Annotated in this window: 23 protein-coding genes; 8 read left to right on the forward strand and 15 right to left on the reverse strand. The window is 68.5% G+C overall.

The features are described from left to right. The first annotated feature begins 21 nt into the window (after positions 1–21). Positions 22–501: a type III secretion system chaperone family protein gene (locus tag G6N33_RS10135; RefSeq protein ID WP_044509447.1), complete on the forward strand. Its 480-nt coding sequence runs from the start codon at positions 22–24 to the stop codon at positions 499–501. On the opposite strand, the gene G6N33_RS10140 is transcribed toward G6N33_RS10135, so the two are convergent. After that, entirely contained in the window at positions 498–1,613 is a 1,116-nt protein-coding gene (locus tag G6N33_RS10140; protein WP_081662378.1) for an acyltransferase family protein, read from the reverse strand. The two genes, G6N33_RS10135 and G6N33_RS10140, sit on opposite strands and share 4 nt — an antisense overlap. A 152-nt stretch (positions 1,614–1,765) precedes the next feature. Here G6N33_RS10140 and G6N33_RS10145 point away from each other — a divergent pair, with 152 nt between their 5' ends. Beyond that, entirely contained in the window at positions 1,766–3,031 is a 1,266-nt protein-coding gene (locus tag G6N33_RS10145; RefSeq protein ID WP_163771505.1) for a DUF3068 domain-containing protein, read from the forward strand. 42 nt (positions 3,032–3,073) lie between these two features. Continuing rightward, entirely contained in the window at positions 3,074–4,834 is a 1,761-nt protein-coding gene (locus G6N33_RS10150; RefSeq protein WP_232069476.1) for a hypothetical protein, read from the forward strand. Positions 4,835–4,865: 31 nt separating this feature from the next. Here the strand turns inward: G6N33_RS10150 and G6N33_RS10155 are convergent, their stop codons facing one another. After that, entirely contained in the window at positions 4,866–6,020 is a 1,155-nt protein-coding gene (locus G6N33_RS10155) for a glycosyltransferase family 4 protein (RefSeq protein WP_044512733.1), read from the reverse strand. A 40-nt stretch (positions 6,021–6,060) separates the two neighbouring features. Between G6N33_RS10155 and G6N33_RS10160 the strand changes: the two genes are divergently transcribed. After that, positions 6,061–6,831 (forward strand): class I SAM-dependent methyltransferase, encoded by a 771-nt coding sequence (locus G6N33_RS10160; protein ID WP_101528460.1) that lies wholly within the window; start codon positions 6,061–6,063, stop codon positions 6,829–6,831. 101 nt (positions 6,832–6,932) lie between these two features. Beyond that, the gene (locus G6N33_RS10165; protein ID WP_044509444.1) at positions 6,933–8,402 is read left to right on the forward strand and encodes an aldehyde dehydrogenase; all 1,470 of its coding nucleotides are present in this window, start codon (positions 6,933–6,935) and stop codon (positions 8,400–8,402) included. A gap of 112 nt (positions 8,403–8,514) precedes the next feature. Here the strand turns inward: G6N33_RS10165 and G6N33_RS10170 are convergent, their stop codons facing one another. Beyond that, positions 8,515–9,339 carry a crotonase/enoyl-CoA hydratase family protein gene (locus tag G6N33_RS10170; protein ID WP_044509443.1) on the reverse strand — a complete coding sequence of 275 codons (825 nt, stop codon included), beginning with the start codon at positions 9,337–9,339 and terminating at the stop codon, positions 8,515–8,517. Positions 9,340–9,569: 230 nt separating this feature from the next. Here G6N33_RS10170 and G6N33_RS27735 point away from each other — a divergent pair, with 230 nt between their 5' ends. Beyond that, positions 9,570–9,701 (forward strand): hypothetical protein, encoded by a 132-nt coding sequence (locus tag G6N33_RS27735; RefSeq protein ID WP_269473952.1) that lies wholly within the window; start codon positions 9,570–9,572, stop codon positions 9,699–9,701. After that, entirely contained in the window at positions 9,698–10,372 is a 675-nt protein-coding gene (locus G6N33_RS10175) for a TetR/AcrR family transcriptional regulator (RefSeq protein WP_179962680.1), read from the forward strand. Before G6N33_RS27735 ends, G6N33_RS10175 begins: the two co-directional genes overlap by 4 nt. 11 nt (positions 10,373–10,383) lie before the next feature. Here G6N33_RS10175 and G6N33_RS10180 read toward each other — a convergent pair whose 3' ends face one another. From G6N33_RS10180 to G6N33_RS10220, 9 genes are all read right to left on the reverse strand, one after another. Beyond that, complete coding sequence (locus tag G6N33_RS10180) at positions 10,384–10,680, reverse strand: hypothetical protein (protein WP_044509442.1); 297 nt, start codon at positions 10,678–10,680, stop codon at positions 10,384–10,386. Between the two features lie 17 nt (positions 10,681–10,697). After that, positions 10,698–12,206: a class I adenylate-forming enzyme family protein gene (locus G6N33_RS10185; RefSeq protein ID WP_044509441.1), complete on the reverse strand. Its 1,509-nt coding sequence runs from the start codon at positions 12,204–12,206 to the stop codon at positions 10,698–10,700. 73 nt (positions 12,207–12,279) lie between these two features. Then, complete coding sequence (locus G6N33_RS10190; RefSeq protein WP_408632774.1) at positions 12,280–13,062, reverse strand: crotonase/enoyl-CoA hydratase family protein; 783 nt, start codon at positions 13,060–13,062, stop codon at positions 12,280–12,282. Between the two features lie 149 nt (positions 13,063–13,211). Beyond that, the gene (locus G6N33_RS10195) at positions 13,212–14,621 is read right to left on the reverse strand and encodes a WS/DGAT/MGAT family O-acyltransferase (RefSeq protein WP_044509439.1); all 1,410 of its coding nucleotides are present in this window, start codon (positions 14,619–14,621) and stop codon (positions 13,212–13,214) included. A 44-nt stretch (positions 14,622–14,665) separates the two neighbouring features. Beyond that, positions 14,666–15,871, reverse strand: coding sequence for an alpha/beta hydrolase (locus G6N33_RS10200; RefSeq protein WP_044509438.1), 1,206 nt, complete (start codon positions 15,869–15,871; stop codon positions 14,666–14,668). A 105-nt stretch (positions 15,872–15,976) separates the two neighbouring features. Then, a complete protein-coding gene (locus G6N33_RS10205) occupies positions 15,977–16,495 on the reverse strand; it encodes a hypothetical protein (protein ID WP_044509437.1) in 519 nt (172 codons plus the stop codon). Between the two features lies 1 nt (position 16,496). After that, entirely contained in the window at positions 16,497–17,726 is a 1,230-nt protein-coding gene (locus tag G6N33_RS10210) for a molybdopterin-dependent oxidoreductase (protein WP_044512725.1), read from the reverse strand. Continuing rightward, on the reverse strand, positions 17,723–18,379 hold the full coding sequence (locus tag G6N33_RS10215) for a methyltransferase domain-containing protein (RefSeq protein ID WP_044512723.1): 657 nt from the start codon (positions 18,377–18,379) through the stop codon (positions 17,723–17,725). Before G6N33_RS10215 ends, G6N33_RS10210 begins: the two co-directional genes overlap by 4 nt. 189 nt (positions 18,380–18,568) lie before the next feature. Beyond that, a complete protein-coding gene (locus G6N33_RS10220) occupies positions 18,569–19,306 on the reverse strand; it encodes an alpha/beta fold hydrolase (protein ID WP_044512721.1) in 738 nt (245 codons plus the stop codon). Positions 19,307–19,511: 205 nt separating this feature from the next. Between G6N33_RS10220 and G6N33_RS10225 the strand changes: the two genes are divergently transcribed. Beyond that, positions 19,512–20,423: an alpha/beta hydrolase gene (locus G6N33_RS10225; RefSeq protein WP_044512719.1), complete on the forward strand. Its 912-nt coding sequence runs from the start codon at positions 19,512–19,514 to the stop codon at positions 20,421–20,423. Here the strand turns inward: G6N33_RS10225 and G6N33_RS10230 are convergent. From G6N33_RS10230 to G6N33_RS10240, 3 genes are read right to left on the reverse strand one after another with little or no spacing between them, the layout of a single operon-like run. Continuing rightward, complete coding sequence (locus G6N33_RS10230) at positions 20,408–21,709, reverse strand: amidohydrolase family protein (protein WP_044509436.1); 1,302 nt, start codon at positions 21,707–21,709, stop codon at positions 20,408–20,410. The two genes, G6N33_RS10225 and G6N33_RS10230, sit on opposite strands and share 16 nt — an antisense overlap. Then, a complete protein-coding gene (locus tag G6N33_RS10235; protein WP_044509435.1) occupies positions 21,703–22,890 on the reverse strand; it encodes a CoA transferase in 1,188 nt (395 codons plus the stop codon). Before G6N33_RS10235 ends, G6N33_RS10230 begins: the two co-directional genes overlap by 7 nt. Positions 22,891–22,921: 31 nt before the next feature. Continuing rightward, on the reverse strand, positions 22,922–23,938 hold the full coding sequence (locus G6N33_RS10240) for a hotdog family protein (protein WP_044509434.1): 1,017 nt from the start codon (positions 23,936–23,938) through the stop codon (positions 22,922–22,924). Positions 23,939–24,183 lie beyond the last annotated feature (245 nt).

Raw genomic sequence — 24,183 nt, forward strand, 5'->3', positions numbered from 1 at the left:
ACCGGAGTCCTGGAGAGGGCCATGAAGATCGAGCCATTGAGCACCGAGCTGATCGAAAAATATCTGCGCTCGCGCGGGTTGCGGTTCTTCTGCAGCGACGACGGGCAGGAGTTTCTGCTGGTGCTGTCCAGCATCGAAGGCGGCAAGCTGCACGTCAGCCTGCGGATCAACGGTGTGCGGCCCGACATTCTGGAGATCACCGTCAGCCCGGCCGGCTACTACCACGCCGGCGAGCGTGCCCGGCTGATGGAATTGGTCAACGACTGGAACCGAGACACCCACTGGCCCAAAGCCTTTGTGCGCGAAACCGCGCAACCCAACCGCGTCACCGTGGTCGGCGAGAGCGCCTACCTGCTCAGCGACGGCATCCACCTCGCGGCGCTGGGAAACTTCGTCAAGTCCACCGTCGAGTACGGAACCGATCTGTTCACCAAGATCGAGCAAGCCATCGGCCTGCCCTCGGCGCAGGCGCTGGAGCAGTGGATGGACCGCACCGGTTAGGGCGCGATCGCGTCGGCCTCCGCATCGAGCACTCGAGCGCTGTCGGCCGGCTTCTCGAGCTTTTCCCACCGACGCAAGGCTTGCCGGCACGGCGCCTCGACCAGGGCGTAGCTCACCGCCGCGATCGCGAACCCGAAGATGAGCGTCAGCACCAGCACCGTAGGCATGTTGCCGGTGAACGGGAAGGTCCCGATGACCGGGAACACCATGGCCAGCGCGGCCAGGTGCCAGATGAACAATCCATAGGACCAGCGGCCCAGGGTGACCAGCACGACATTGCCCAACATCCGGTGCTCGGTGTCGGGGCGGTCCAGCACCAACGGGGCAACCAACGCGAACGCGACCAGCGCGCCCATCGACGTCTTCACCGCGAACTGCGCCGCCGTACCGGGCGCCAGCCCCTCCGGCCCCGCCAGCGGGGACGCCGCGACCGCGAAGCCCACCAGCACGATGCCGGCCATCAGCCACCGCCGCCGCGCCAGCCGATGGATCGGCCCGATCGGGGCGTGCACCCACTCGGCGAGCAGCATGCCCGCGGCGAACCAGGAGAAGAATGCCGGCGGCCAGTTCAGCGGGTTGCCGGACGCCGACTGCCCGGTGAACAACGGCAGCCAGGCCCAACCCCAGCTGAGCACGGCCAGCGCCGCGATCACCGGTACCCGCGCGCGCACCGGCACTTGTCGAGCAAGCAGCGCCAGCACCGGCAGCGCCAGATAAAAGGTGACCTCGACCGACAGGCTCCACATCTGGGTCAGGCCGCCGGTCAGGGTCAGCGGCACGTAGATTTGGGTGAGCGTCAGGTTTGCCAGCCACACCGTCGGGCTGGCGTGATCCGCGTCGGGCAGCAGGGTGAGGATCACGACCACCGCCACCAGATAGGCCGGCATGATGCGCACCACCCGCGACCGCAAGTAGTGACCAGTCGGCGGGGGCGGCGCCAGGCCCCGCGCGGAACCGGCGTGGCCTCGCCACAGCAGAAAGCCGGACAGCGCGAAAAACACCGCCACCGCGAGGTCGAAGCGCCCGAAGACCCGGCCGTCGACGCCGCTGGAATGCCCGGTCTGGAAGGCCACATGCGTGACGACGACGCCCATGGCCGCGCACGCACGCATACCCTCGACGGCAGGGAGGAAGCTGCGGGTTCCGCCCACCTGCTGGCCATCGGTCACGATCCCAGTCTGCCTGCGCTGTGTTGCCGGCCGAACTGGGTAGTGCTGTTAGGGTCAAACGGGTTTGCCTCGAGCACTTAGGAGGGCACGGCAACGTGAACCGAGCGGTTATGTTGCGGTTCGCCGCATGCGGAATCATCGGACTCGGGGCCGCCCTGCTGATCGCCGCGCTGCTGTTGTCGACCTACACGACCAGCCGGATCGCGAAGATCCCACTGAACATCGACGCCACGCTGGTCAGCGATGGCACCGGCACCGCAATCGACATGGCGTCGCTGTCCGGGGACCATATTGTCGTCAACCAGAATGTGCCGCTGGTATCCCAGCAGCAGGTCAGCGTCGAGTCGCCGGCCAACGCCGACGTCGTCACGCTGCAGGTTGGCAGCACGCTTCGGCGCACGGACAAGCAAAAGGACAGCGGGCTGCTGTTGGCGATCGTCGACACCGTCACCCTCAACCGCAAGACCGCGCTGGCGGTGTCCGACGACACCCACACCGGCGGCGCCGTGCAGAAGCCGCGCACCATGAACGACGAGAACCCGCCCACATCGATCCCGGTGCGCCATGACGGCCTGTCGTACCGGTTCCCGTTTCACACCGAGAAGAAGACTTATCCGTACTTCGACCCGATCGCGCAGAAGACGTACGACGTCAACTACGACGCCGAAGAGGACGTCAACGGTCTGACCGCCTACAAGTTCACCCAGAACATCGGCTATAGCGCCGACGGCAAGCTGGTGGCGCCGGTGAAGTACCCCTCGTTGTACGCCGGCGACGAAGACGGCAAGGTCACGGCGTCCGCGGCGATGTGGGGCCTGCAGGGCGGGGATCCGGCCGAGCAAATCACCATGACCCGCTACTACGCGGCGCAGCGGACGTTCTGGGTCGACCCCGTCTCGGGCACCATCGTCAAGCAGACCGAGCACGCCAATCATTACTACGCCCGGGATCCCCTCAAGCCGGAGGTGACGCTGACCGATTACAAGGTCACCTCCAACGAGGACACCGTGGAATCTCAGGTCAACGCGGCCCGCGACGAGCGTGATCGGCTGGCGCTGTGGTCGCGGGTGCTGCCGATCACCTTCACCGCGGTCGGCCTGATCGCCTTGATCGGTGGCGCCGTGCTGGCCTCGTTCAGTCTGCGGACCGAGAGCGCGCTGACCGATCCCGGCCTGGACCGCGGCGACGAGGAGTTCTTCGGCCGCAGTGGGCTGGAGGAACGGGTGCCCGGCGCGGAGGCCGAAACCGAGAAGTTGCCCACCCAGCGCTCGGAATCGCACGACGATCCGCCCGCGGCCGACCCGCTACCCGGCGAGCCCGACCCGGGCCCGCCCGAACCCAGTCCACCCGATCGGGACTAGCCACCGGTCGGGCCGACGGTGACCGCACCACAGCGCCGAGCGGTGTGGTGGTCGGTCCCCGCCTACGCGCTGCTGCTGAGCTTGCTGGTGGCCGGACCGCTGCTGCGCCCTGGGTATGTGCTGTTGCGCGATGCGGTGTCCACCCCACGCTCCTATCTGTCGGACACCGCTCTGGGCTTGACGGCGCCGCCGAGGGCGACGCCGCAGGATTTCGCGGTGGCGCTGGCCTCGCACCTGATCGACGGCGGCGTTGTGGTCAAGACACTGCTCGTCGCTGGTCTGTGGCTGGCGGGTTGGGGCGCGGCGCGGCTCGTCGCGACCGCCCTGCCCTGCGCGGGCCTATCGGGTCAGTTCGTCGCGGTCACCCTGGCGATCTGGAATCCCTATGTGGCCGAACGGCTTTTGCAAGGGCACTGGAGCCTGCTGGTCGGCTACGGCTGTCTGCCCTGGGTCGCGACGGCGGTGCTGGGGCTGCGCTCCGCATCCACCGGGTGGTTCGCCTTGGCGTTCTGGATCGCGCTGGCCGGCCTGACGCCGACCGGGCTGATGCTCGCCGCCACCGTGGGCCTGGCCTGCGCGGTGGGCCCCGGCGCAGGCCGGTCGCGGTGGCTGTGCGCCGCGGCGGTACTGGGCGCGGCGTTGCTAGCCGCGCTGCCATGGCTGGTGGCCGCGGCGACCGGACCGTCGTTGGCCGCCCCAGAATCGGCGGCTGGGGTGGTCGCATTCGCCCCGCGCGCCGAACCCGGGCTGGGCACGCTGGGCAGCCTGGCCGGCCTGGGCGGGATCTGGAACAGTGAAGCGGTGCCCAGTTCGCGGGCCACGCTATTCGCCGCGGTGTCGACGCTGGTGTTCCTGGGCGTGGTGGCGACCGGGCTGCCGACGGTGCTTCGCCGCCGCGCCGTCCTGCCACTGCTGGCGCTGGCGGTGGCCGCGGTGCTGCTTCCGGCCGCTCTGGCCACCGATTCCGGCCTGCACTTGCTGGCCGCGGTCGTCGACGCCGCGCCCGGCCTCGGTGTGCTGCGCGACGGACAAAAGTGGGTGGCGCTGGCGATGCCGGGGTATCTGCTGGGCGCGGCGGGCGCGGTCGTGACGGTGCGCCGGTGGCTGCCGGCTCCAGCCGACGTCGCCGCGGCGCTGGCCGGCTGTCTGGCGCTGATTGCGGTACTGCCCGATGCGGCCTGGGGCGTGGGCGGCAAGGTCACCGCGGTGCACTACCCGAGCGGGTGGGCCGCCGTCGCAGCCCAGATCAACAGCGCGCCCGCGCCGGTCGCCGTCTTGCCCGCCGGCTCGATGCGGCGCTTCGCGTGGTCGGGCCCGTTCCCGGTGCTCGATCCGCTGCCCCGCTGGGTGCGTGCCGAGGTGCTGTCCACCGGCGACTTGGCGATCTCGGGCCAGGTGGTGCCCGGGGAGGGCCACCGCGCCCGGGCAATTCAGCAGCTGCTGCTCTCCGGTGTCGACGCGTCCGCGCTGGCCCCGGCCGGGGTGGGCTGGCTGGTCGTCGAGGCGGACACGGCCGGTGACCTCGGAGCTGCGGCGCGCACGCTGCGCACGCTCACGCCGGTCTACCGCGACGAGCACCTCACGCTGTATCGCGTCGGCGGCGTGGGCGCCGGCGTGCCGCCGGCCCGGCGGCACACCGTCGTGATCGCGCACCTGGCGTGGCTGGCGCTACTGATCGGGGGCGGGGGCGGTGCGCTGGTCGCCGGGGTTCGGCGTCGCGGCTGCAGGGCAAGCGACAGCGGTGCGCCGCGCCACGTAAACCAGGGCGACGACAACGCCCCGACAGACGTCGCAGCGGACTGAGTTTCGCGAGGCGGGGCGCCGGGCGTTCGAATCAGACCATGCCGCTGAGGAATTCGCCGGCCCGTACGGATTCCAGCACGGTGCGCATCGACTCGGCGCTTTGCGTCCAGGAGAACTCGCCGCTGCGGGTCTGTGCCTTGACGCCGAGCTGCTCACGCAGCACCGGCTCGCGCAGCAATTCGTCGAGGCGGTCCACCAGCTCGGCACGGTCGTCAACCAAGATTCCGGTGACCCCGTCGACGATCGAGTCGGCCAGGCCACCCGAGGAGCGGTAGCCGATCGTGGGCACCCGATGCTGCGCGGCCTCGACGACGGCCAGCCCCCAGCCCTCTTTCCGTGAGGGCAGCACGTGCACCCACGCGCGTTGCAGCAGCTGATGTTTGGTCACGTCGTCGACATGGCCGTGGAACGTCACCGCTTCGCAAATACCGAGGCTGCGCGCGTAGTCGACGAGCCGCTGCCGCCACCAACCGTCACCGACGATGTCCAGGTGCAGGCCGGCGAACCGCGGTCGCAGCTCGGCGACCGTTTCTAGGGCGTCCTCGATCTGCTTGTGCGGCACCAGCCGCGACAGCACCACCACCCGCGGCACCGACGAACACGGACCGGACAACGAAACGGCCGGCGCTTCGTCCAGCCCGTTGCGCACCACCGCGATCCGGTCGTTGTCCACGCCCAGAGCGACCAGGTCGCGCGCCGACGGCAGCGACACGGTCAGGTACTGATTGCGCCGGTGCAGCCGCGGCGACAACCACGACTCGACGAACCAGCCCAGCCGGCCGAGCACCGGCCCGGCAACCGGCCATTGCTCGCGGTGGCAGTGGTGCACCAGCACCACCACGCGGCGGCCGAACAGCAGGCGGGCGCAAAACGGCAGGCCGTTTTGCGCGTCGACCACTACGTCGGGGCGCACCGCGCGCAGCGGCCCGAGCCGCAGCCGCGCGGCAGCCAGTGCCAGCAGCGCCCACACGTAGACCGAGTAGCGCCCACCCGCGCGGTGGATCTGCACGCCGTCGACGAGCTCTCGACGCAGCGAGCCCGGATAGCGGGCCGTACGCAGGGTGACGGCGACACCCGAGGCGGCCAGTTGCGCGCCGATGCGCTGCAAATAGGTTTCGCTGCCGCCGCCCTGAGGATGGCCGGTATCGCGCCAGCACAACAGCAGTACCGAGCGCAGACCAGACATCATCGTCAGCCTAGCCGTTGCCCGACGTAGGGTGTGGCCGGTGGCGGTCACTGACGTGTTTGCGCGCCGGGCGACGTTGTCGCGTTCGGTGCGGCTGTTGTCGGAGTTTCGCTATGAACAGGCGGACCCGGCCCGCTTTTACCGCACGCTGGCGGCCGATACCGCGGCGATGGTCGGCGACCTGTGGTTGGCCGCCCGCGGCGAACTGCCGACCGGCCGGACCGTGCTCGACGTCGGGGGCGGACCGGGCTATTTCGCGGCAGCCTTCGCCGACGCCGGGCTCCGCTACCTCGGTGTCGAACCCGACCCTGGTGAGATGCACGCCGCCGGACCGGGTCGGGCCGCGACGACGCAGACCTTCGTCCGCGCGTCGGGCATGGCGCTGCCGTTCGCCGACGACTCAGTGGACATCTGCCTGTCGTCCAACGTCGCCGAACACGTGCCGCGGCCCTGGCAACTCGGCGCCGAGATGCTGCGCGTCACCAAGCCGGGCGGGTTGGTGGTGCTGTCCTACACCGTGTGGCTGGGTCCATTCGGCGGGCACGAGATGGGCCTGACGCACTATCTGGGCGGCGCCCGCGCCGCCGCCTACTACGCCCGCAAACATGGCCACCGGGCCAAAAACGACTACGGGTCGTCGTTGTTCGCGGTGTCGGCCGCGGACGGACTGAGTTGGGCCGCGCACACCGGCGCGCTGGTGGCCGCATTTCCGCGCTACCACCCGCGATGGGCCTGGTGGCTGACGTCGGTGCCAGTGTTGCGGGAGTTCCTGGTCAGCAATCTCCTGCTGGTCCTTTCACCCCGAGAATGAAACATGTTCTCGTTTTGGTCCACCTTGGGTAGGGTGGCGCCATGCCCGTCGGACGATAAGCAGGGCAGCTCGACCCGAAAGGCTAAGAGGAGCGGCGCAACATGACCGACATCAAGACCGAATACGACAAGCTTTTCATCGGCGGCAAATGGACGGAGCCCTCGACTTCCGAGGTGATCGAGGTGCATTGTCCGGCCACCGGCGAGTACTTCGGCAAGGCGCCGCTGGCCGCGGCGGCCGACGTCGACGCCGCGGTCGCCGCAGCCCGTGCCGCGTTCGACAGCGGCCCCTGGCCGTCGACGCCGCCGAAGGAGCGCGCGGCGGTCATCGCCAACGCGGTGAAGCTGATGGAGGAACGCAAGGAACTGCTCAGCGCGCTGCTCGCCGGGGAGACCGGCCAGCCGCCGACCACCATCGAGACCATGCACTGGATGGGTTCGATGGGCGCGATGAATTTCTTCGCCGGCCCGGCCGTCGACCAGGTCAGGTGGCGCGAGATCCGCAACGGCTCGTACGGCCAGACCATCGTCTACCGCGAGCCGATCGGCGTGGTGGGTGCGATCGTCGCGTGGAATGTGCCGCTGTTCCTGGCCGTCAACAAGCTTGGTCCCGCCCTGCTGGCGGGCTGCACGGTGGTGCTCAAACCCGCTGCCGAAACCCCGTTGACCACAAACGCTTTGGCGGACATCTTCGCCGAAGCCGGCCTGCCCGAGGGGGTGCTGTCGGTGGTGCCCGGCGGTATCGAGACCGGCCAGGCCCTGACGTCGAACCCGGACGTCGACATGTTCACGTTCACCGGCAGCTCGGCCGTCGGCAAGGAGATCGGCCGCCGTGCCGCGGAGATGCTCAAGCCGTGCACGCTGGAGCTGGGCGGCAAGTCGGCGGCCATCCTCCTCGAGGACGTCGATCTCGCATCCGCCGTCCCGATGCTGGTGTTCTCCGGAATCATGAACACCGGCCAGGCCTGCGTTGGCCAGACCCGCATCCTGGCGCCACGCTCGCGCTACGACGAAGTCGTCGATGCGGTCAGCGCATTCGTGCAAGCGCTGCCGGTCGGCCCGCCGTCGGACCCGGCCGCCCAGATCGGCTCGCTGATTTCGGAGAAGCAGCGCGCCCGCGTCGAGGGCTACATCGCCAAGGGCATCGAAGAGGGCGCGCGGCTGGTGTGCGGCGGTGGCCGGCCCGAGGGCCTAGACAACGGCTTCTTCGTGCAGCCCACGGTGTTCGCCGACGTGGACAACAAGATGACGATCGCCCAGGAGGAGATCTTCGGCCCGGTGCTGAGCATCATCCCCTTCGACAGCGAAGAGGATGCGATCAAGATCGCCAATGACTCGGCCTACGGCCTGGCCGGCAGCGTGTGGACCAGCGACGTCCCGAAGGGCATCGAGATCGCGGAGAAGATCCGTACCGGGACCTACGCCATCAACTGGTACGCGTTCGACCCGTGCTGCCCGTTCGGCGGGTACAAGAACTCCGGCATCGGCCGGGAAAACGGGCCCGAAGGGGTCGAGCACTTCACGCAGCAAAAGAGTGTGCTGATGCCGATGGGTTACACCACCGAGGGCTAGGTGTACTGACGCCCACGCCCGGCTGGCCGCACTCTCGGTTTCCAGTGCCCGGCTGGCCGGGCACTCGGCGGCCTGCGACCGCAGAACTGGGGTCGCTGCGCGGCTAGTACACCTAGTGGCCGGAAAACTTTGCGTCGCGGCGTTCGATGAACGACTGCACACCCTCGCTGGCGTCCTGGCTGGCGAACAGTGCGGTGATGACGGGCCGTAGTCGCTCGATCGCGGCCGCCTCGCCCTGGGTACGCGCTAGATGCGCCGACTCCAGCGTGGCCCGCACGCCCAGCGGGGCCGCACGCTCGGCGATGGTGTGCGCGATGTCGCGCGCTCGGGCCAATGCCGCGGCTGGGTCGTCGGCCACCTCCTGGACCAGCCCGATACGGTGCGCCTCGCCGGCATCGAACTCGTCGCCGGTCAGTAGCCAGCGCATGGCGTTGCCCCAACCGGCCTCGCGGGGAAGCCGGATCGTCGCACCGCCGAACGGGTAGATCCCGCGCCGTACCTCGAGCTGAGTGAAGCGGGTGCCCGTGGCCGCGATCCGGATGTCGGCGGCCAGCAGCAGCTCGATGCCTAGCGTCATGCACCACCCGTGTGCGGCCGCGACCAGCGGCGTCGTCCATGTCCCGGCCAACCGCCACGGGTCCCGGCCGTCGTCGGGCAGCGGCGACTCGCCGGCGGCGATGGCCGGCGCGACGTCGACCAGGTCCAGCCCGGCGGTGAAGTGGTCGCCATGGGCGAACAGCACGCCCGCGCGCAGCGACTCGTCGGATTCCAGCAGCGCGTAGGCGCGGGAGAGATCGGCAAGCATCGCCCGGTCGAACGAGTTGCGTTTGGCCGCCCGGTTCAGGCCGATCAGCAAAACGTGGCCGTCGCGTTCCAGGGACACGGTGGCCAGGTGGGGAAGGATCTGAGGGCCGTCGCTGTTAAACGTGTGTGTCATCACGTCAGTCAAACCCAGAAGCCAGTATTATGCAATAGAGCATAATCCTTACGATCTACTTAGCTTTAACTCACCACGAGTAAATGACGTCCGTCACATGTTTTCCGTGGTCTTCGAGTTTAGTAGCCCTAACAAGTTGCTTGGTAGATCCATGTCTTATATGATTCTCAGCATAATCATGAGCCGCCGGCCCCGGCGCATGAGTGCAGCACTAGGCCGGGAGACAAACCATGTGGATCATCGAGCTCAACGTCGCTGGCTACCAGTTCACCCGCGAGGTACCCGACCGGAAACGCCGGTCGTTGTGGTTCAATCCGCGTAACATGCACTGGCCGGTCTCGCGGCACCAGCACGCTGCATGAGCTCAGCCCCAGGAGGTACGACAGTGCCGACCACAAGCGATCTGGCGCCCGGCGCCGCGCCGCCCAAGCGAGGCGGCACCCGGACGAAAATGCTGATCAGTGCCGCTGAGGTGATGCGTGAGCGCGGCGCCGCCGGGGTCACCATCGACGCGGTGCTCTCGCGCAGCGGCGCCCCGCGGGGGTCGGTGTACTACCACTTCCCCGACGGACGCAACCAGATTCTGCGCGAGGCGCTGCGCTACTCCGGCGATTCCATCACCGGCACCGTCGACCAGGCCGCCGACCGCGGTGCCCGGGCACTGCTCAGCGAGTTCATCAAGCTGTGGGAGCGCCTGCTGACCGACGGCGACTTTCACGCCGGCTGCCCGGTGGTCGCCGCGGCCATCAGTGCCGACGAAACCGACCAGGACCTGACCGCCGAGGCCGGCACGATCCTCGGCCGCTGGTGCACGGCCTTGACGCAGGCGTTCGTCAAGGACGGCTTCGACGACGACGATGCCGCCTCGCTGGCGGTGATGTCGATCTCCGCCCTAGAAGGCGCGATCGTGCTGTCCCGGTCGACCCGTTCGGTGCGGCCGCTCAGCCAAGTCGGCGAGCAGCTCGAATTCCTGATCAAAGCGCGGGAATTCGTCACCCGCAACGGCATCCCCGGCAGGAGCGACAGCGCATAGGCCGAGCCGGTTCAGTCGCTGGCCGGCAGCGGCTTGACCTCTTTGAGCGTCAGCGGAGTCTGGCCGATGCTCAGGCTTCCCGCCCCGGGCTTGGTCACCAGCACCTCGGCGCCGGCGTCATCGACGTACCGCTTGCCCATCACCGTGCCCTCGGCGAAGGCCGGATCCAGCTCGCCCGAGCGTGCCCCGCCGATCGGCACCATCGGCACCCCACCGCAGCGCAGGTCGTCGAGACTATCGGCGCTCCTGACCACGATGACCTGGGTGTCACACACCTGGCTGGCGAGGCGGGTTCCGTTCTTGACCATGATTTCTCGTCCTCTGCTCACTGCTCGGCCGGGGCGGCCTGCAACCCGGCTAGGTCTTCGATGATTTCCCGGCGCAGCACCTTGCCCGTGGGTGTGGTTGGCAGCTCGTCGCGGAACACGACGCGGTCCGGGGTACGCGAGCCACGCAGACTCTTGCGGACGTGCGCGCGCAATTCTTCGGGGTCGGGCTCAGCGCCGGGCCGGGGCACCACCACGGCCACGATCGCCTGGCCCCACTGCGGGTCTTCGACCCCCACCACGGCGACGTCCCGCACATGCGGATGCTCGACCAGCACTTCTTCCAGTTCGGCGGGCGCGATGTTCTCGCCGCCGCGGATGATGGTGTCGTCACTGCGCCCGCCGATGAACAGGTAGCCTTCGTCGTCCAGCATCGCGATGTCTTTGGTTGGGAACCAACCATTTTCGTCAAGGACCGAGCCGATCCCGGTGTAGCGGCCGGAGACCTGCTCGCCGCGCACGAAGAGCTCGCCGGTCGCCCCGGGGCCCAACGCGTTGCCCTGCTCGTCGCGAATCTCGATCTCGATGCCGGGCACCGGGCGCCCCACCGACGCCAACCGCCGGATGGCCGCGGGCTCCGACGCCGCGAGCGCGGCACGGTGATCTTCGGGGGTGAGCACCGCGATTGTCGAACTCGTCTCGGTCAGGCCGTAGGCGTTGACAAAGCCCACCCCGGGCAACAGCTCGAGTGCCCGGCGCACCAGGGGCAGGCCAACCTTGGACCCCCCGTAGGCCAGGTTGCGCAGCGACGGCAGCTGCTGGCCGCCGGCTTCCAGTACCGTGACGACCCGGTCCAGCATGGTGGGCACCAGCGTCGCGGTGGTGACATGCTCGGCGTTGATCAACCGCACCCACTCGTTGGCGTCGAAGTTGGGCAGGTAGACCATCTTGCGCCCGGCGTACAGGTTCGACAGCGCGGCACCGACACCGGCGATGTGATACGGCGGCACACAGATCAACGCGGCGTCTTCGGCGGCCGCGGAATCGAATTCGACGGTTCCGGTGACATAGCTGGTGAGATTGCTGTGCGAGAGTTCGACCGCCTTGGGCTGCGATGTGGTGCCCGAGGTGAACAGCACGATCGCGACGGACTCGGGGTCGGGAAACTCGGTCGCGGGCTCGGCGCTGCGGGCCGCCGCCAGGAAGTCGTCGGCGACCATCACCCGGCCAACGGAGTCGCCGAGCATCTCCCGATATCGCGGATCGACGACGACCAGGGGTTCGGGCAGCCGCTCGATCAGGGTCTGGATGCCCTCGGCGGACAGCCGGTAGTTGAGCGGGGTGAACGCTAGCCCGGCGCGCGCCGCGGCGAAGATCAACACCGGCAGCATGGCGCCGCCGACCCCGACGTAGGCCACGTGCTGGGCGCCCGATCCGGCGATGACGCCCGCGCCGCCGTCGGCCAGATCGCCGAGTTCCTGCGTCGTCAACCGGGTGTCGCCCGACACCACGGCGGTGCGATCGGGGTTTGCCGATACAGCCATCTCGAGAAGCAACGAAATGCTCATACTCGATCCCTCTGCATCCCAACCCGTTTGCGCCCAAATCCCAACTCTACGAACATAGTGTATTACAGCTGATTCAGGTGCCGGTCCACTGCGGCGCACGCTTCTCGGCGAATGCGATCGCGCCTTCCTTGGCGTCGTTCGACGCGAAAACCGGGCCGAGCAGCTTGTTCTGCTCGGCGAACATGGTGTCGGGACTCCAGCCGCGTGACTCGACGATGATCCGCTTGGTCGCGGCCACCGCCAGCGGCCCGTTGGCGGCAATTTTTTCGGCCAGCGCGATCGCGGCGTCCAGCGCACCGCCCGGCTCGGCCAGTACGTTCACCAGCCCCAGCGCGTGCGCGCGCTCGGCGCTCAGGTTGTCGCCGGTCAGCGCCAGCTCCATCGCGATGGCCGACGGAATGCGCTGCGGCAGCCGCAGCAGTCCCCCGCCGCCGGCGACCAGCCCGCGCTTGACCTCGGGGATCCCGAAGGCGGAATCCTTCGACGCCACGATCAGGTCGGTAGCCAGCGCCAGCTCGGTGCCGCCCGCCAGGGCGTAACCCTCGACGGCCGCGATCAGCGGCTTGTCCGGTGGACGCTCGGTGAATCCCATGCCGCGGCCCTCGACGATGGGCAGTTCCCCGCGTGCGAACGCCTTGAGGTCCATGCCCGCGCAGAACGAACCGCCCGCGCCGGTCAGGATGCCGACCGACAAGCCGGGATCGCCGTCGAGCTGGTCCACTGCCGCGGCCAGCCCGTTGGCCACCGCCGCATTGACCGCGTTCTTGGCTTTGGGCCGGTTGATCGTGATGAGCAGGATCCGGCCGCGTTGTTCGACGATGACCTCGGGTTCGTCGCCTTCTTCGTTTCCGCTCACGGCGCTGCACATCTCCTCGGTAGTCGTGGCAAACCAGGGGGCAAGCCAGGGGCTGCTACCGACTGATGGTAGCTGCTGGCGGAAATGGCATTGGCATCAGGAGAGAGTCACGTTACCCAAAGGCCGCGGTGCGGCGTCCCGGCGACCGCTCACGCCGGTGCCATCGCGGCGTCGACGACCGTTAGCTTTTCGGAAAGCCCTGCAGCCCTTCGTAATTCGATGAAGTCTGCGACCATGGCCTCGGTGACCTCGTGCGGGTCTTTAACCGTCGCGCCGTCGGTGAGCACCGAAATGTTGAGCTGATCGACGTAACTCCACACCGTGATGTTGAGGCCGCTGCCGGCCGTCAACGGACCTACCGAATAGATCTCGGTGACCAGCGCGCTGCCCACCCGACCGTGCTCGCGCGGCCCGGGAACGTTCGAGATCGGCAGGTTAAGCACCTTGTTCTGGCCGTCGCGGCTAGACGCCCACCGGAAGAACGATTCGGTGGCCGCCGGGGGCATGTAGGCCGACCAGCGACTGATCAATTCCGGCCCGACCAGGTGGAAGGCTTCCTTGGCGGAGACGGCGTTGTCGTGGCAGGCGCGCAACCGCTCCAGCGGATCGTCGAGATCGGCCGGCAAGGCGACCATCAGCCCCGTGAAGTAGTTGCCCGATATCCGTTCCGGGGAGAAGTCAAAACTCGCCGGGACCGACGCCAGTAGCGGTTCGGCCGTGCCGTCGTAGCGCAGTAGCAGGGTGCGCAACGCGCCGGTGGCCACCGCTAGCACCACGTCATTGATGGTGCCACCGCACCGCTTGCCGGTCTCCTTGATGTCGGCGAGCGCCAGGCTGGCCGTCGCGAACCGCCGTTCCGGCGTGATCCGGTGATTGATGAAGGTGGGCGGCGGGGTGAATGGCATGGTCAGCTCCGGCGAGAGCTTGCGGGAGCTGCGCCGTACCCGGTTGATGCCGCGGGCGGTGTAGCGCACGGTCCCGGGCACTTTCGCGAACTGGCGCAGATGGTCGGCGAACGCCGAACGCAGCAACTGCGGCTTGGTGGGCGCGGGATCGGTGATCTGCGGGCCGCCTTCCGGAGTCGGCAGCAGGTCCATGCCGCGAGCCATCAGGTTGGCCGACGCGACGCCGTCGGCAAGCGCGTGGTGAATCTTGCCGACCACCGCGACCCGGTTATTGGCCAGCCCTTCGATGAAGTACATCTCCCACAGCGGGCGGCTGCGATCCAGTGGGGTGCTGGCGATCTGCCCGATCGCGTCGTCGAGCTCGCGGCGCCCGCCCGGCTCGCGCAGTCGCATCGGGCGAATGTGGTAGTCGAGGTCCACCTCGCAATGCTCGCGCCACATCGGGTGATGGAACTTCCACGGAATGTCGACGAGCTGGTAGGTGAAAGGCTCGAGCTTGTTGAGCCGGGCACCGATCACCTGACGGAACGAGTCGATGTTGAAATCGCGATGCTCGGGGTCGATCTCGACGACGGCGACCTTGATGGTGTGCATGTGCACGTTCGGGGTCTCGCTGTACAGCAGCACCGAGTCCCAGCCACTGAGCCGTTTCATCGCTGGCCCCTTCCCCTCAGCAGCGACCTTACTCAGGGGCGTGGCTAGATAACTTCTTTTGCCCGGATCTGCGTTTTGGTGCGATACACCTGGTTGAGAAACAGCGAAGTGGCGTGGGCCGCGACGCCGGCGCGCTCGCCATCGACCATGTCAAAGCCGTGGCCAGCCCCGGGCAATTCCAGGTAGCCGACAGTCGAATGCGAGACCGCGCGGAGTCGTTCGACGAAGCTGCGCGCCTGCTCGACGGGAATGACGGTGTCTTTGCTGCCGTGGATCACCAGGAAGGGTGGCGCGTTGCGGTGCACGCGCGCGATCGGCGATGCCGCGCGATACAGCGCGGGGTGCCGCGCGATCGACTTCTTGACCACCACGCGCTCCAGGAATTCGACAAACCGCTCGCGTTCCGCAGTGGAGCGGTCCTCCCAGTCGTAACGGCCGTAGATGCCGACCACCGCGTCCGCGGAGCTGTCGGCGCCCTCAGGCAACTTGCGCGCGAAGTCCGCGTCGTCGGGTGTCAGGCCCGCCAGCGCGGATAGGTGCCCGCCCGCCGAACAGCCCGCCACCGCAACGAAATTGCGGTCGCCGCCGAACTTGTCGACGTTGGCGCGAGCCCAGGCGATCGCGGTCTTGACGTCGGTAATGTGCCGGGGCCAGCGATGGTAGGGCGCCACTCGGTAGTCGATCGCCAGGCACACCCAACCCTGCTCCGCCAGCCGCGACATCAGCGCGGTGCCCTGCATCATGGCGCGGCCGTGCACCCAGGCGCCGCCGGGCACGAAGATCAGCACCGGCGCGGGCTGGGCGGGCAGATCCTTGAGCCGCCACACATCCAGCACCTGCGCGGGATGGTCGCCGTAGTGGACCGCCCGCCGGTGCAGGTACCGGCGCTGCCGCAACGCCTCCCAGATGGGCGGCGTCCGGTCGGCCGCCGGCCAATCGAGTTCCAGATCCGCGGCCGACACGAGACCGCGCAAGGCGGCGACCGAGACATCGTGCGTACTTTCCCGATCCCGACGGCGTGTGTCGTTGATGCCGGGCGTCAGCCAATCCCGCTTCAGGGCGGAAAACGCCTCCGGCGCGTGTCGCGCGCCCCAGACACCCATCGCGGTCATGCCGCCCAAAGGTTCGAGGTGCTTACCGACCACCGGTAGCGACGCCCCCACGACGCTTAATGCCAGCGCATAGTCAGCGGGCCGGGCCCGCAGCAATCGCTTCACACAGGGTGTCATGCTCGGAACCCATGCCGTCATGTACGGGACTGTACCCCCACGTTGTCGAGACAAACTGACGTTTGCGTCGAAGTCGCGAAGATGGCGGAAACCAGTTTGCTGGACCACCGGATGTGCCGCTCTTGCCTACTCATTACGCTTCGCTGGCGGGGGACGTCGACGTGCCGCGGTGAGCCGGATCGCGTAGCTCAGCGCGCTGACACCGAACATCACCGCGGTGAGCAGCAGCCAGCGGCCCAGGAAGGGCTGCTGGGTTTGTCCGGTTGCGGCCTGATAGGTGGGTGCACCCTGCTCGATGATGCCGGGTAGAAAAATCAGCAAGGTCAGCCCGGCACCCAGAGCCGGTACGCGAATGTAGTTGCGAGCGAGGGTGGTTGACTGTTCGCGTCCCGGCGTTCGCCGAAGCCGCACGGCCAGCATCCGGTCGGCCAGCGCGTAGAGCGGGAAGAACAGCACGTCGTGGACCACGATGGCGGCGGCAAACCACACCACGATCGATTGCCACCAGCTGTCCGGGTTCCACAGCGTTGCCGGCTCGAAGGTGGCCAGAATGTAACCGAGCAGCGCGAAACCGAACGCCATGGTCAGCAGATGCAGCGGATGCGATCCGTAGATATGCGTGAAACGTGATGCGCGCCTTTGCATCTCACGCCTCGAACTCGATGGTGCCCACCCATTTGGTGTTGTGCACACCGGGCAGCGCGGGAACGATGATGCGGGCCGGATACCCGTGGTCCAACGGCAAGTCCGCACCATTCACCCGCATCGCCAGCAGCGCGTCGGGATCGCCAACCTGGTTGGCCTGCAACGTCGCCAGCCCAAACGCACCACCGCGTTGCAGCGATATCACCCGCGCCGAGCGCGGTGCCGGTACGCCCGCGACGCGGGCCAAATCGACCAGCCGGACACCGCTCCAGGTCTGCACGGTGGACCAGCCTTCCACGCAGGCGATCGGCAACCGCGCGGTGTGTTGCGGCAGTGCGGCCAACTTGGCTCGATCCAGCACCACCTCCGACGGCCCGCCGCGCAACCGCAAAGCCCAACTCGCGCCGACACTTTCGGGGTCGATGTTGGCGGCCGCGGCGGTCTTGTTGACCGGGAAGTCACCCCGGCCCCGGCCGCGCGGCAGCAGCAGCGCGGCGCCACGGGTGGCGCCGCCGAGCGTCTGCCCAACCGTCAGCACCGCAAGCAGCAACACCCCGCCGCCGACCAACCCCAGGGCGCCGCGGCGGCTCATCGTGGGTTCGGCCGGGTTGATGGCCACCAGACCGTCGGGGTCCGGCGGTTCGGGCCGGGTACCAGCGCGGCCGGTCCGCAACACGTCGCGCAGCGACAGCGACCGCAGCCCGGTCACCATGCGCGGCAGCTTGATCGCGATGTGCATCAGGAAGCCAGTGATGAACACCCACGCGCCGAAGTAGTGCGCGGTGTAGAAGCTGAAGCCGAAGATGTAGTCGTACTGGATATTCAATACGCCGGTGATGATCTCGAACAGGACGCCGCCGACGAGCATCGTCAGCGACAGCCGCTCCAGCAGCTGGGCGATCGACCGTGCCGGGGGCCAGACGAACAGCCGCGGAATCACCGACCACAGCTTGGCCAGCACCACCGGGATGATGACCAGTCCCAGCCCCACGTGCAGTCCCTGGGTCAGCCGGTACAGCCAGGATGGGCGGGTGGGCCAGGTGAACAGCGGCAGCCGCAGCCACCCCACGTCGGCGGGAATTGCCTGACCGAGTTGCGGCGAATAGGCGATGTAGGACAGCAGGCCGGTGATTGTGATGATCGGCAATACGACAAGCAAGACCAGGCCGAACACCGACGTCAACCACGGACCGCGCAGTGGGCTGCGAAACAGCGTCGGCAGGCTGCTCAGGACGCGGTCAAGCTGGCCACCACCCGGTCGCCGATCATCCGGACGCTCGTCAACGTCAGACCCACCTGCGCCGCGAGGTCCGCGGCGCTGTCCACCCCTACCGATGCCCATCGGAACCACGGTCCCACGTCGTAGGCGGATTCCAAACGAACCCAGCGCGTGCGGATTCCGATGGCGTCGGCGTCAAACTCGGCGACACAGCGCCCACCGCGCCGCAGCAACTCCGCCGCCCGCGCAAGAATCCGCCGCGGGTCCCCACCGAGGCCGACGTTGCCGTCGACCAGCAGCACCGTCTGCCACCGCCCCATGCCCGGCAGCGGCTCGAAGATGTCGCACAGCAAAGCCGGTGCCCCACCCCGGCCGGCCAACCGGATGGCAGTGGCCGAACGGTCGATGCCGAGCGCGAAGATCCCCCGCTCGAATAGGCGCGCGACCAACCGACCCGGCCCACACCCCAGCTCGATGGTCGGGCCGTCGCACATCTGGGTGACGGCTTCGTCGAACACCTCGTCAAGGGCGTCGACGGGTTCGCCGTCCGCACGACATCGGGCGCCGAGCCAACGATGCGTTGGCAGCGCCCGAATTTCACCGTCGTCGTGGCGAATCCAACATCGCTCGCCACCCAGCGCCCGATCGTAGAGATGCCCCAGCATTTCACGTCCCTCGCGTCTTGCCCGACCGGGCAACCCGGACGCGCCTCGGCATGGCCCACGCACCGACACCGAAGGGGCGCCAGCAATTGAATCACTCCGACCGATACCCCGCTCTCGCGCCCGTTAACCACGCGCAGCGTCCGTTTCCGCTAAACCAGCACGAGATCTGAGACGGCGCACGGTGCTGGCTCAGCTGGTGCCGCCGAACAGGAACTGGTCGAGCAGTTCGTTCACCCGGGCCGGATCCTCCATCGCCACCAGGTGGGCGGCACCGTCAATCACGGTGAACGACGCACCCGGAATGGAGTCGGCCATGGCCCGCGTTTCGGCCACCGGAAAGGTTGGGTCTTCGGCGCCAGCCACCACGAGCACCGGCGCAGTAATCCCCGCGCAGAGCACATGCTGATCGGGGCGGGCGGGAACCACGCTGCGCACCGCCCAGCTGACCGAATCCATATTGACGGCTTCGACTTTCGCGCGCAACGCCTCGACTACCTCCGGCCGGGTTCGAAGCGTCGTCGGACCGACGAAATTGCGGATTACCTGCCGCGTCAGCGGTGGCTTGACGCCGCCGAGCATGCGAGCCAGCTGCAGCATGCCGGCGAATTTCATCCGCTGCGCCAGGCCAACCTTCGACACGGTGCAATTCATGAAGACGGCGCGGTCGAGCCGGTTCGGATGCAGGGCGGCGAAGGTGGCGCCGATCATCCCGCCCCAGGAGTTGCCGACGAAGTGTGCCCTCTCGATGCCGAGGCCGTCCATCAGGTCGACCACGCAGCGCGCACACTCGGTGAAGGTGAACATGCCGTTGAGTCGGTCACTGCTGCCTTGACCGGGCGGATCGATAAGCACCAAGCGGTTGTCGGCGCCGAAACGGTCGGCTTGGGCGGACCACAAGTCGCCCGTCATCAACAGGCTGGGCCACATCAGCACCGCCGGCCCCGTCCCCGCGCTGACTTGGACGTGAATTTTGCCCAGGACGGTGTCGACGAACCGCGGAACTAGCGTGGTCACTTCGCCTCCATGTTTTCGGACAGCCTATTGATGGTGACGGCGCGGCGTGGACCCATGCATGACTGACAACAAGCGATGCCACCGATGGACGGTTTTCCCGGTCGGTGATACTGAGCCGGTGCCGAACAGCGACGTTCACCCCGATTTGCGCCGCATAGCGCGCATCGCTCCCCGCCAACTGGTCAGTCGGCGCAGCCTGTCCACCATTCGGGTGCTGACAGCGCTGCGCGAGCGTCGCAACGCCGGCGCGTCGCGGCACGCCGAGGTGCTCACCCTGGCGTCGGGCGCCGGCGTTCGGCTGTTCCGCCCGACCGGCGTGACCGAACCCGCGCCCGCACTGGTGTGGATCCATGGCGGCGGCTACGTGGTGGGCAGCGCCAAGCAGGACGACCGGGTGTGCCACGACTTCAGCACCGCGCTGGGGATCACGGTCGCGTCGGTCGAATACCGGCTCGCGCCCGAACATCGGTACCCCGTCCCTCTCGAGGACTGCTATTCGGTGTTGATCTGGTTGGCCGGGCTGCCCGTGGTGGACCGCCATCGGGTTGCGATCGGCGGTGCCAGCGCCGGTGGCGGCCTTGCCGCCGCCCTGGCGTTGCTGGCCCGGGACCGCGGCGAGGTGGCACCCCTGTTCCAGCTGCTGTCCTACCCGATGCTCGACGACCGCAGCTCCCGCACGCCCGAGAACCCGGACTACCGCCTGTGGAACAGCCGCAGCAACGAGTTCGGGTGGTCGGCCTATCTAGGGGATGCCGACCCGCTGGTCGCCGTCCCGGCCCGCCGCGACGACCTCGCCGGGCTGGCACCGGCGTGGATCGGAGTGGGCACCCACGACCTGTTCCACGACGAAGACCTCGCCTATGCCGAACGCCTGCGCAGTGCCGGAGTCCCCTGTGAGGTCGACACCATCCCCGGCGCTTTCCACGGCTTCGACCGGGTGGCACCGAAAGCCGGTGTGTCGCAGTGCTTTTTCGACCGCCAGTGCGAGGTGCTGCGGCGCGCGATGGCCGATCGTCAGGCAACCACGTAGGCGAGGGCGCCGCCGACGACGGTCGCGGACACCAGTTCGGCGTCGAGCTCGGCCAGCGCTACCGCGGGCGGCTCGCTCAGTACGCATAGATCACCCGGCTGCCCGACCTCGACCGCCCTGGGGCGCGCGGGCCGATCGGCGCATCCGAGAAACATCTCCAAAGCCGCTGGCGCCGAGATCCGTTCGTCGATGCCCAGCACCGTGCCGCTGGGGGTGGTGCGGTGCACCGCGGCGTGCATCGCCGCCCACGGGTCGCAGCGACCGAACGGCGCGTCGGTGGACAACGCCACGCGCACGTTGGCTTTGCGCAGCGACGCGACCCGCCACAGCGCGGGCCGGTCGGCGACTGGGATCTCGGCCAGGTACTGGTCGCCGCGCTCGGCGACGAAATTTGGCTGCGTCACCACGGTGACACCGAGATCGGCGAGATCGGCCAGATTGTCGTCGTCAACCACGGCAGCGTGCTCGATGCGGTCCCCCGGGTGGGTGCCAGCCGCGCGCAGGGCCGCGATCGTCACCACCAGCTGCGACGCGGTCACGCAGTGCACGGCGACCGGTTGTCCGTCGCGGTGGCGGTCGATGATCCAATCGGTGAGCGCTTCCAGGTCAAGCTGGTCGTCGTGCAGGATCTTCTTGCCTGGCGCCAGAAACGAGACCCGGGGCCGGAACTCGCCATGCCGGTGCGCCATCATCAGCGAGACCATATCGTCGGCGTCCAGATCGGGGGTGGCGTCGGTGACGCCGGTGACGCCGACCGCGACGAGGCGCCGGCTCAGTTCGGTGAGGTCGGTGTGCCGGCGCACTAGCGCCTGCGACCACGGGTCCGCGGCGCGCAGGCGTCCGTCGGGATGGTCGGCCATGTCGAGCAGGCGCAGCGCGGCGGAGTTGAGGATCCACAGGGCGCCGCTGCGGTGCTGGACCCGGACCGGGACGTCGGGCAGGACGGCGTCGAGCGCCGCCCGATCCAGTTCGCCGGCGACGCTGTCGTGATAGCCGACCGCCCGGATCCAGCCGTCGGCGCCTGGAGCTGCCCGTGAGAGTTCTCGCACCAGTTGGTCTTTGACGCGTACCACCGGTGGCCCCAGGTGGATCGAATCGATCGCCGAGGCCGCCGAACGCAGGTGTACGTGGTGGTCATGCAGGCCCGGAAGCACCGTTCCACCGCGTGCGTCGAGCACCGTCTCGCCGTGACGAACAGCCAGGTCCGTGCCGATCTGCTCGATCCGTGCAGCGACCCGGATATCGGTCACCGTCCCGTCCAGCAGCATGGCCCGCTGAATCAGCATGGCAGCAGGTGCCTTTCGGATACGGTGCGGCGGACGACATCGTTGTCGGCACCCAGGTCGGCGGCCCGGCGCTGCGACGGCGGGGGTTGGGGCACTGTGGCTGGCCAACCTTCGGCGAGTTCCGCGACGGGCAGGGCAGCGTAGGCGCCGGCGGTGCCCGCCATCGTCACGTCAATCAGTTCGCCACCGCCGCGCAACAGCGACTCGGCCACCGCCGCGGTGGCTTCCAGCCCGGTCAGCGGATCGGCGATGGCGTCGCCGCAGAACACCGGGCCCTGGACACTGGCCCCCACCAGTCCGCCTGCGACAGCGGCGTCGTCACCGAATGCGGGCCGCGTGGATTCCGGGCCGTATCCGGTGATACGCAACCAGATTCGACCCGATCGCGGCGCAATATGTTGCGGACCCAGCCGGCGGCGTGCGAGCGCTGCGGGGCGCGAGCCTTCGATGACGATGTCGGCGACCGTCAGCAGTGCCCGCAGCTCGTCGGCTTGGGTATCGAAATCCAGGCAGTAGGACAGCTTTTCATTGTTCATCCAGTCGAAGAATTCGCGATTGCCCAGCCGCGTGCCGTCTGGGCGGCGTGGGCTTTCGACCTTGACGACGGTCGCGCCAGCGCGAGCCAACAGCTGCCCACACAGCGGGCCGGCCCACATCGACGACAGGTCGGCCACCAGTAGGTCGGCGAATTCGCGGGGGCCGGCGGGGGCGCTGTTCCGGCGCGCTCGCGGTGCCACTGCCGACACCTCACCCAGGCCGGCCGCCGGAATGTCGAGCAGCTCCGCGCGGTCGGTGATCGCGGACGTGACCCGTGTTGCGGCCCAGCGCTGCACCATCGGCCAGGGATCGCCGGTGATGTCGTCGACCTCGAGCAGGGCGGGGACGGCGGCGATGTCGTCCGGGCGTGACAACGTCGCCGCACACCAGCCGTCTCGGGTGGCAAGCAGCCAGGTACTACCGCCCGCGGCGATACGCCCGCGGCGGGTCAACCCGAGCAGCGCCGCCCGCCCGGCCAGCAGGGTGGGCGCCGCGACGGGAACACCCAAGCGGGCGCCAACGGCTGCGGCGACCTGTTCGGCGCGTATCAGCACGCCGGCGCGGGAGAAGTCGGGGGGACCGTCGGGCAGGCCGGTCAGGTAGGCCAGCCCGCTGCTCCCCCACTTCGCCGCCGCGTCACTCACCTGGGCCTCACCTGCCCCATTGTCCTCCCGCTCAGAAGTGCAGGGCGCGCAGCCGCCAGTCGAGCACCTGCCGGTCGGGCTCACCGGCAGTGTCACTGACCGCATAGACCTGCGACCGCAGTCCCAGCACCCCACCTTGCGCGGTGGCCTCGGCCGATTCGATCTGCAGCAGGCTGTACAGGGTGTCGCCCTCATACACCGGCCCGGTGTGGTCGCAGGACTCCCAACCCAACACCGTCGCCAGATTCGGCAGCAGCCTGTTGGCCTGAGCGAGCGCCAACCCGATGGTGTGCCCACCGTATACCAGGCGGCGGCCACCGCTCCGCCAATCGTGGTGTGCAGCAGCAATATTCAAGGTCAGCCTGGCTAATTCGGGCGCGTTGCTGACGACGTCGCCGGTGCTGTGCAGCACCCTGCCGGCCATGCCGACATCGAAATGCGGTGCGGGAACTCGCTTTCGGAATGCCTCACCGTCCCACTGCGCAACCGGATCGGAGGCCGGCGGCGCGGCATCGGCGCCGATCCCCGACAGGTCGTCAGCGGGCGCGTCGTCGGGAATCCAGCCGGGACTCGCGGGCAGCATGGCGCAGCGGTGGAAATCGAGCACCAATCGGTCGGCCTGGTCGATCGTGGTCATCCGCAGCGCGGCCAAACCCGTCGGCGCGCGGCCAGCCTTCACCGAATTAGCGCGCAACCCAACAACTTCGGTACGGGTGTAGAGCGAGTCACCGATCAGCGGAAAGCGGTGAAACGTCAGCCCGCGGTAGAACAGGTTGGCCTTGACCCGCTGGGTGACCAGCGTGCTCTGCCCGACGGCGACGTCGCAAACCAGACCCGGATGCGCCAGCGGCGCCGGCGCGGCGAGCACCGCGGCAGCCAGGTCGGCATCCAGAGCCAGCCGTAGCCGGTCGCCCACGATCGCCTGGTGTGCGGCGGCCAACCCCGCGGACAGGGTCGCCACAGGCGCCCAGTCGAAGACTTGGCCCGGCGAAAGGTCGTCAAAGTACGGACCGCCCTCACGAATCCCCGCATACCCGTTACCTGTCACAACGCCTCATGCTGGCAGGCTGTCTGATCGAGGGTCAACTTCGTGGGGATCGCGAGCGCGGCGAAGCCGGGCGAAGCGGGTCGCCACCAGCCAACCTCGTGGGGATCGCGAGCGCGGCGAAGCCGGGCGAAGCGGGTCGCCACCAGCCAACCTCGTGGGGATCGCGAGCGCGGCGAAGCCGGGCGAAGCGGGTCGCCACCAGCCAACCGTGGGGATCGCGAGCGCGGCGAAGCCGGGCGAAGCGG

Source organism: Mycobacterium simiae (genome assembly GCF_010727605.1).
Taxonomy (GTDB): Bacteria; Actinomycetota; Actinomycetes; order Mycobacteriales; family Mycobacteriaceae; genus Mycobacterium; species Mycobacterium simiae.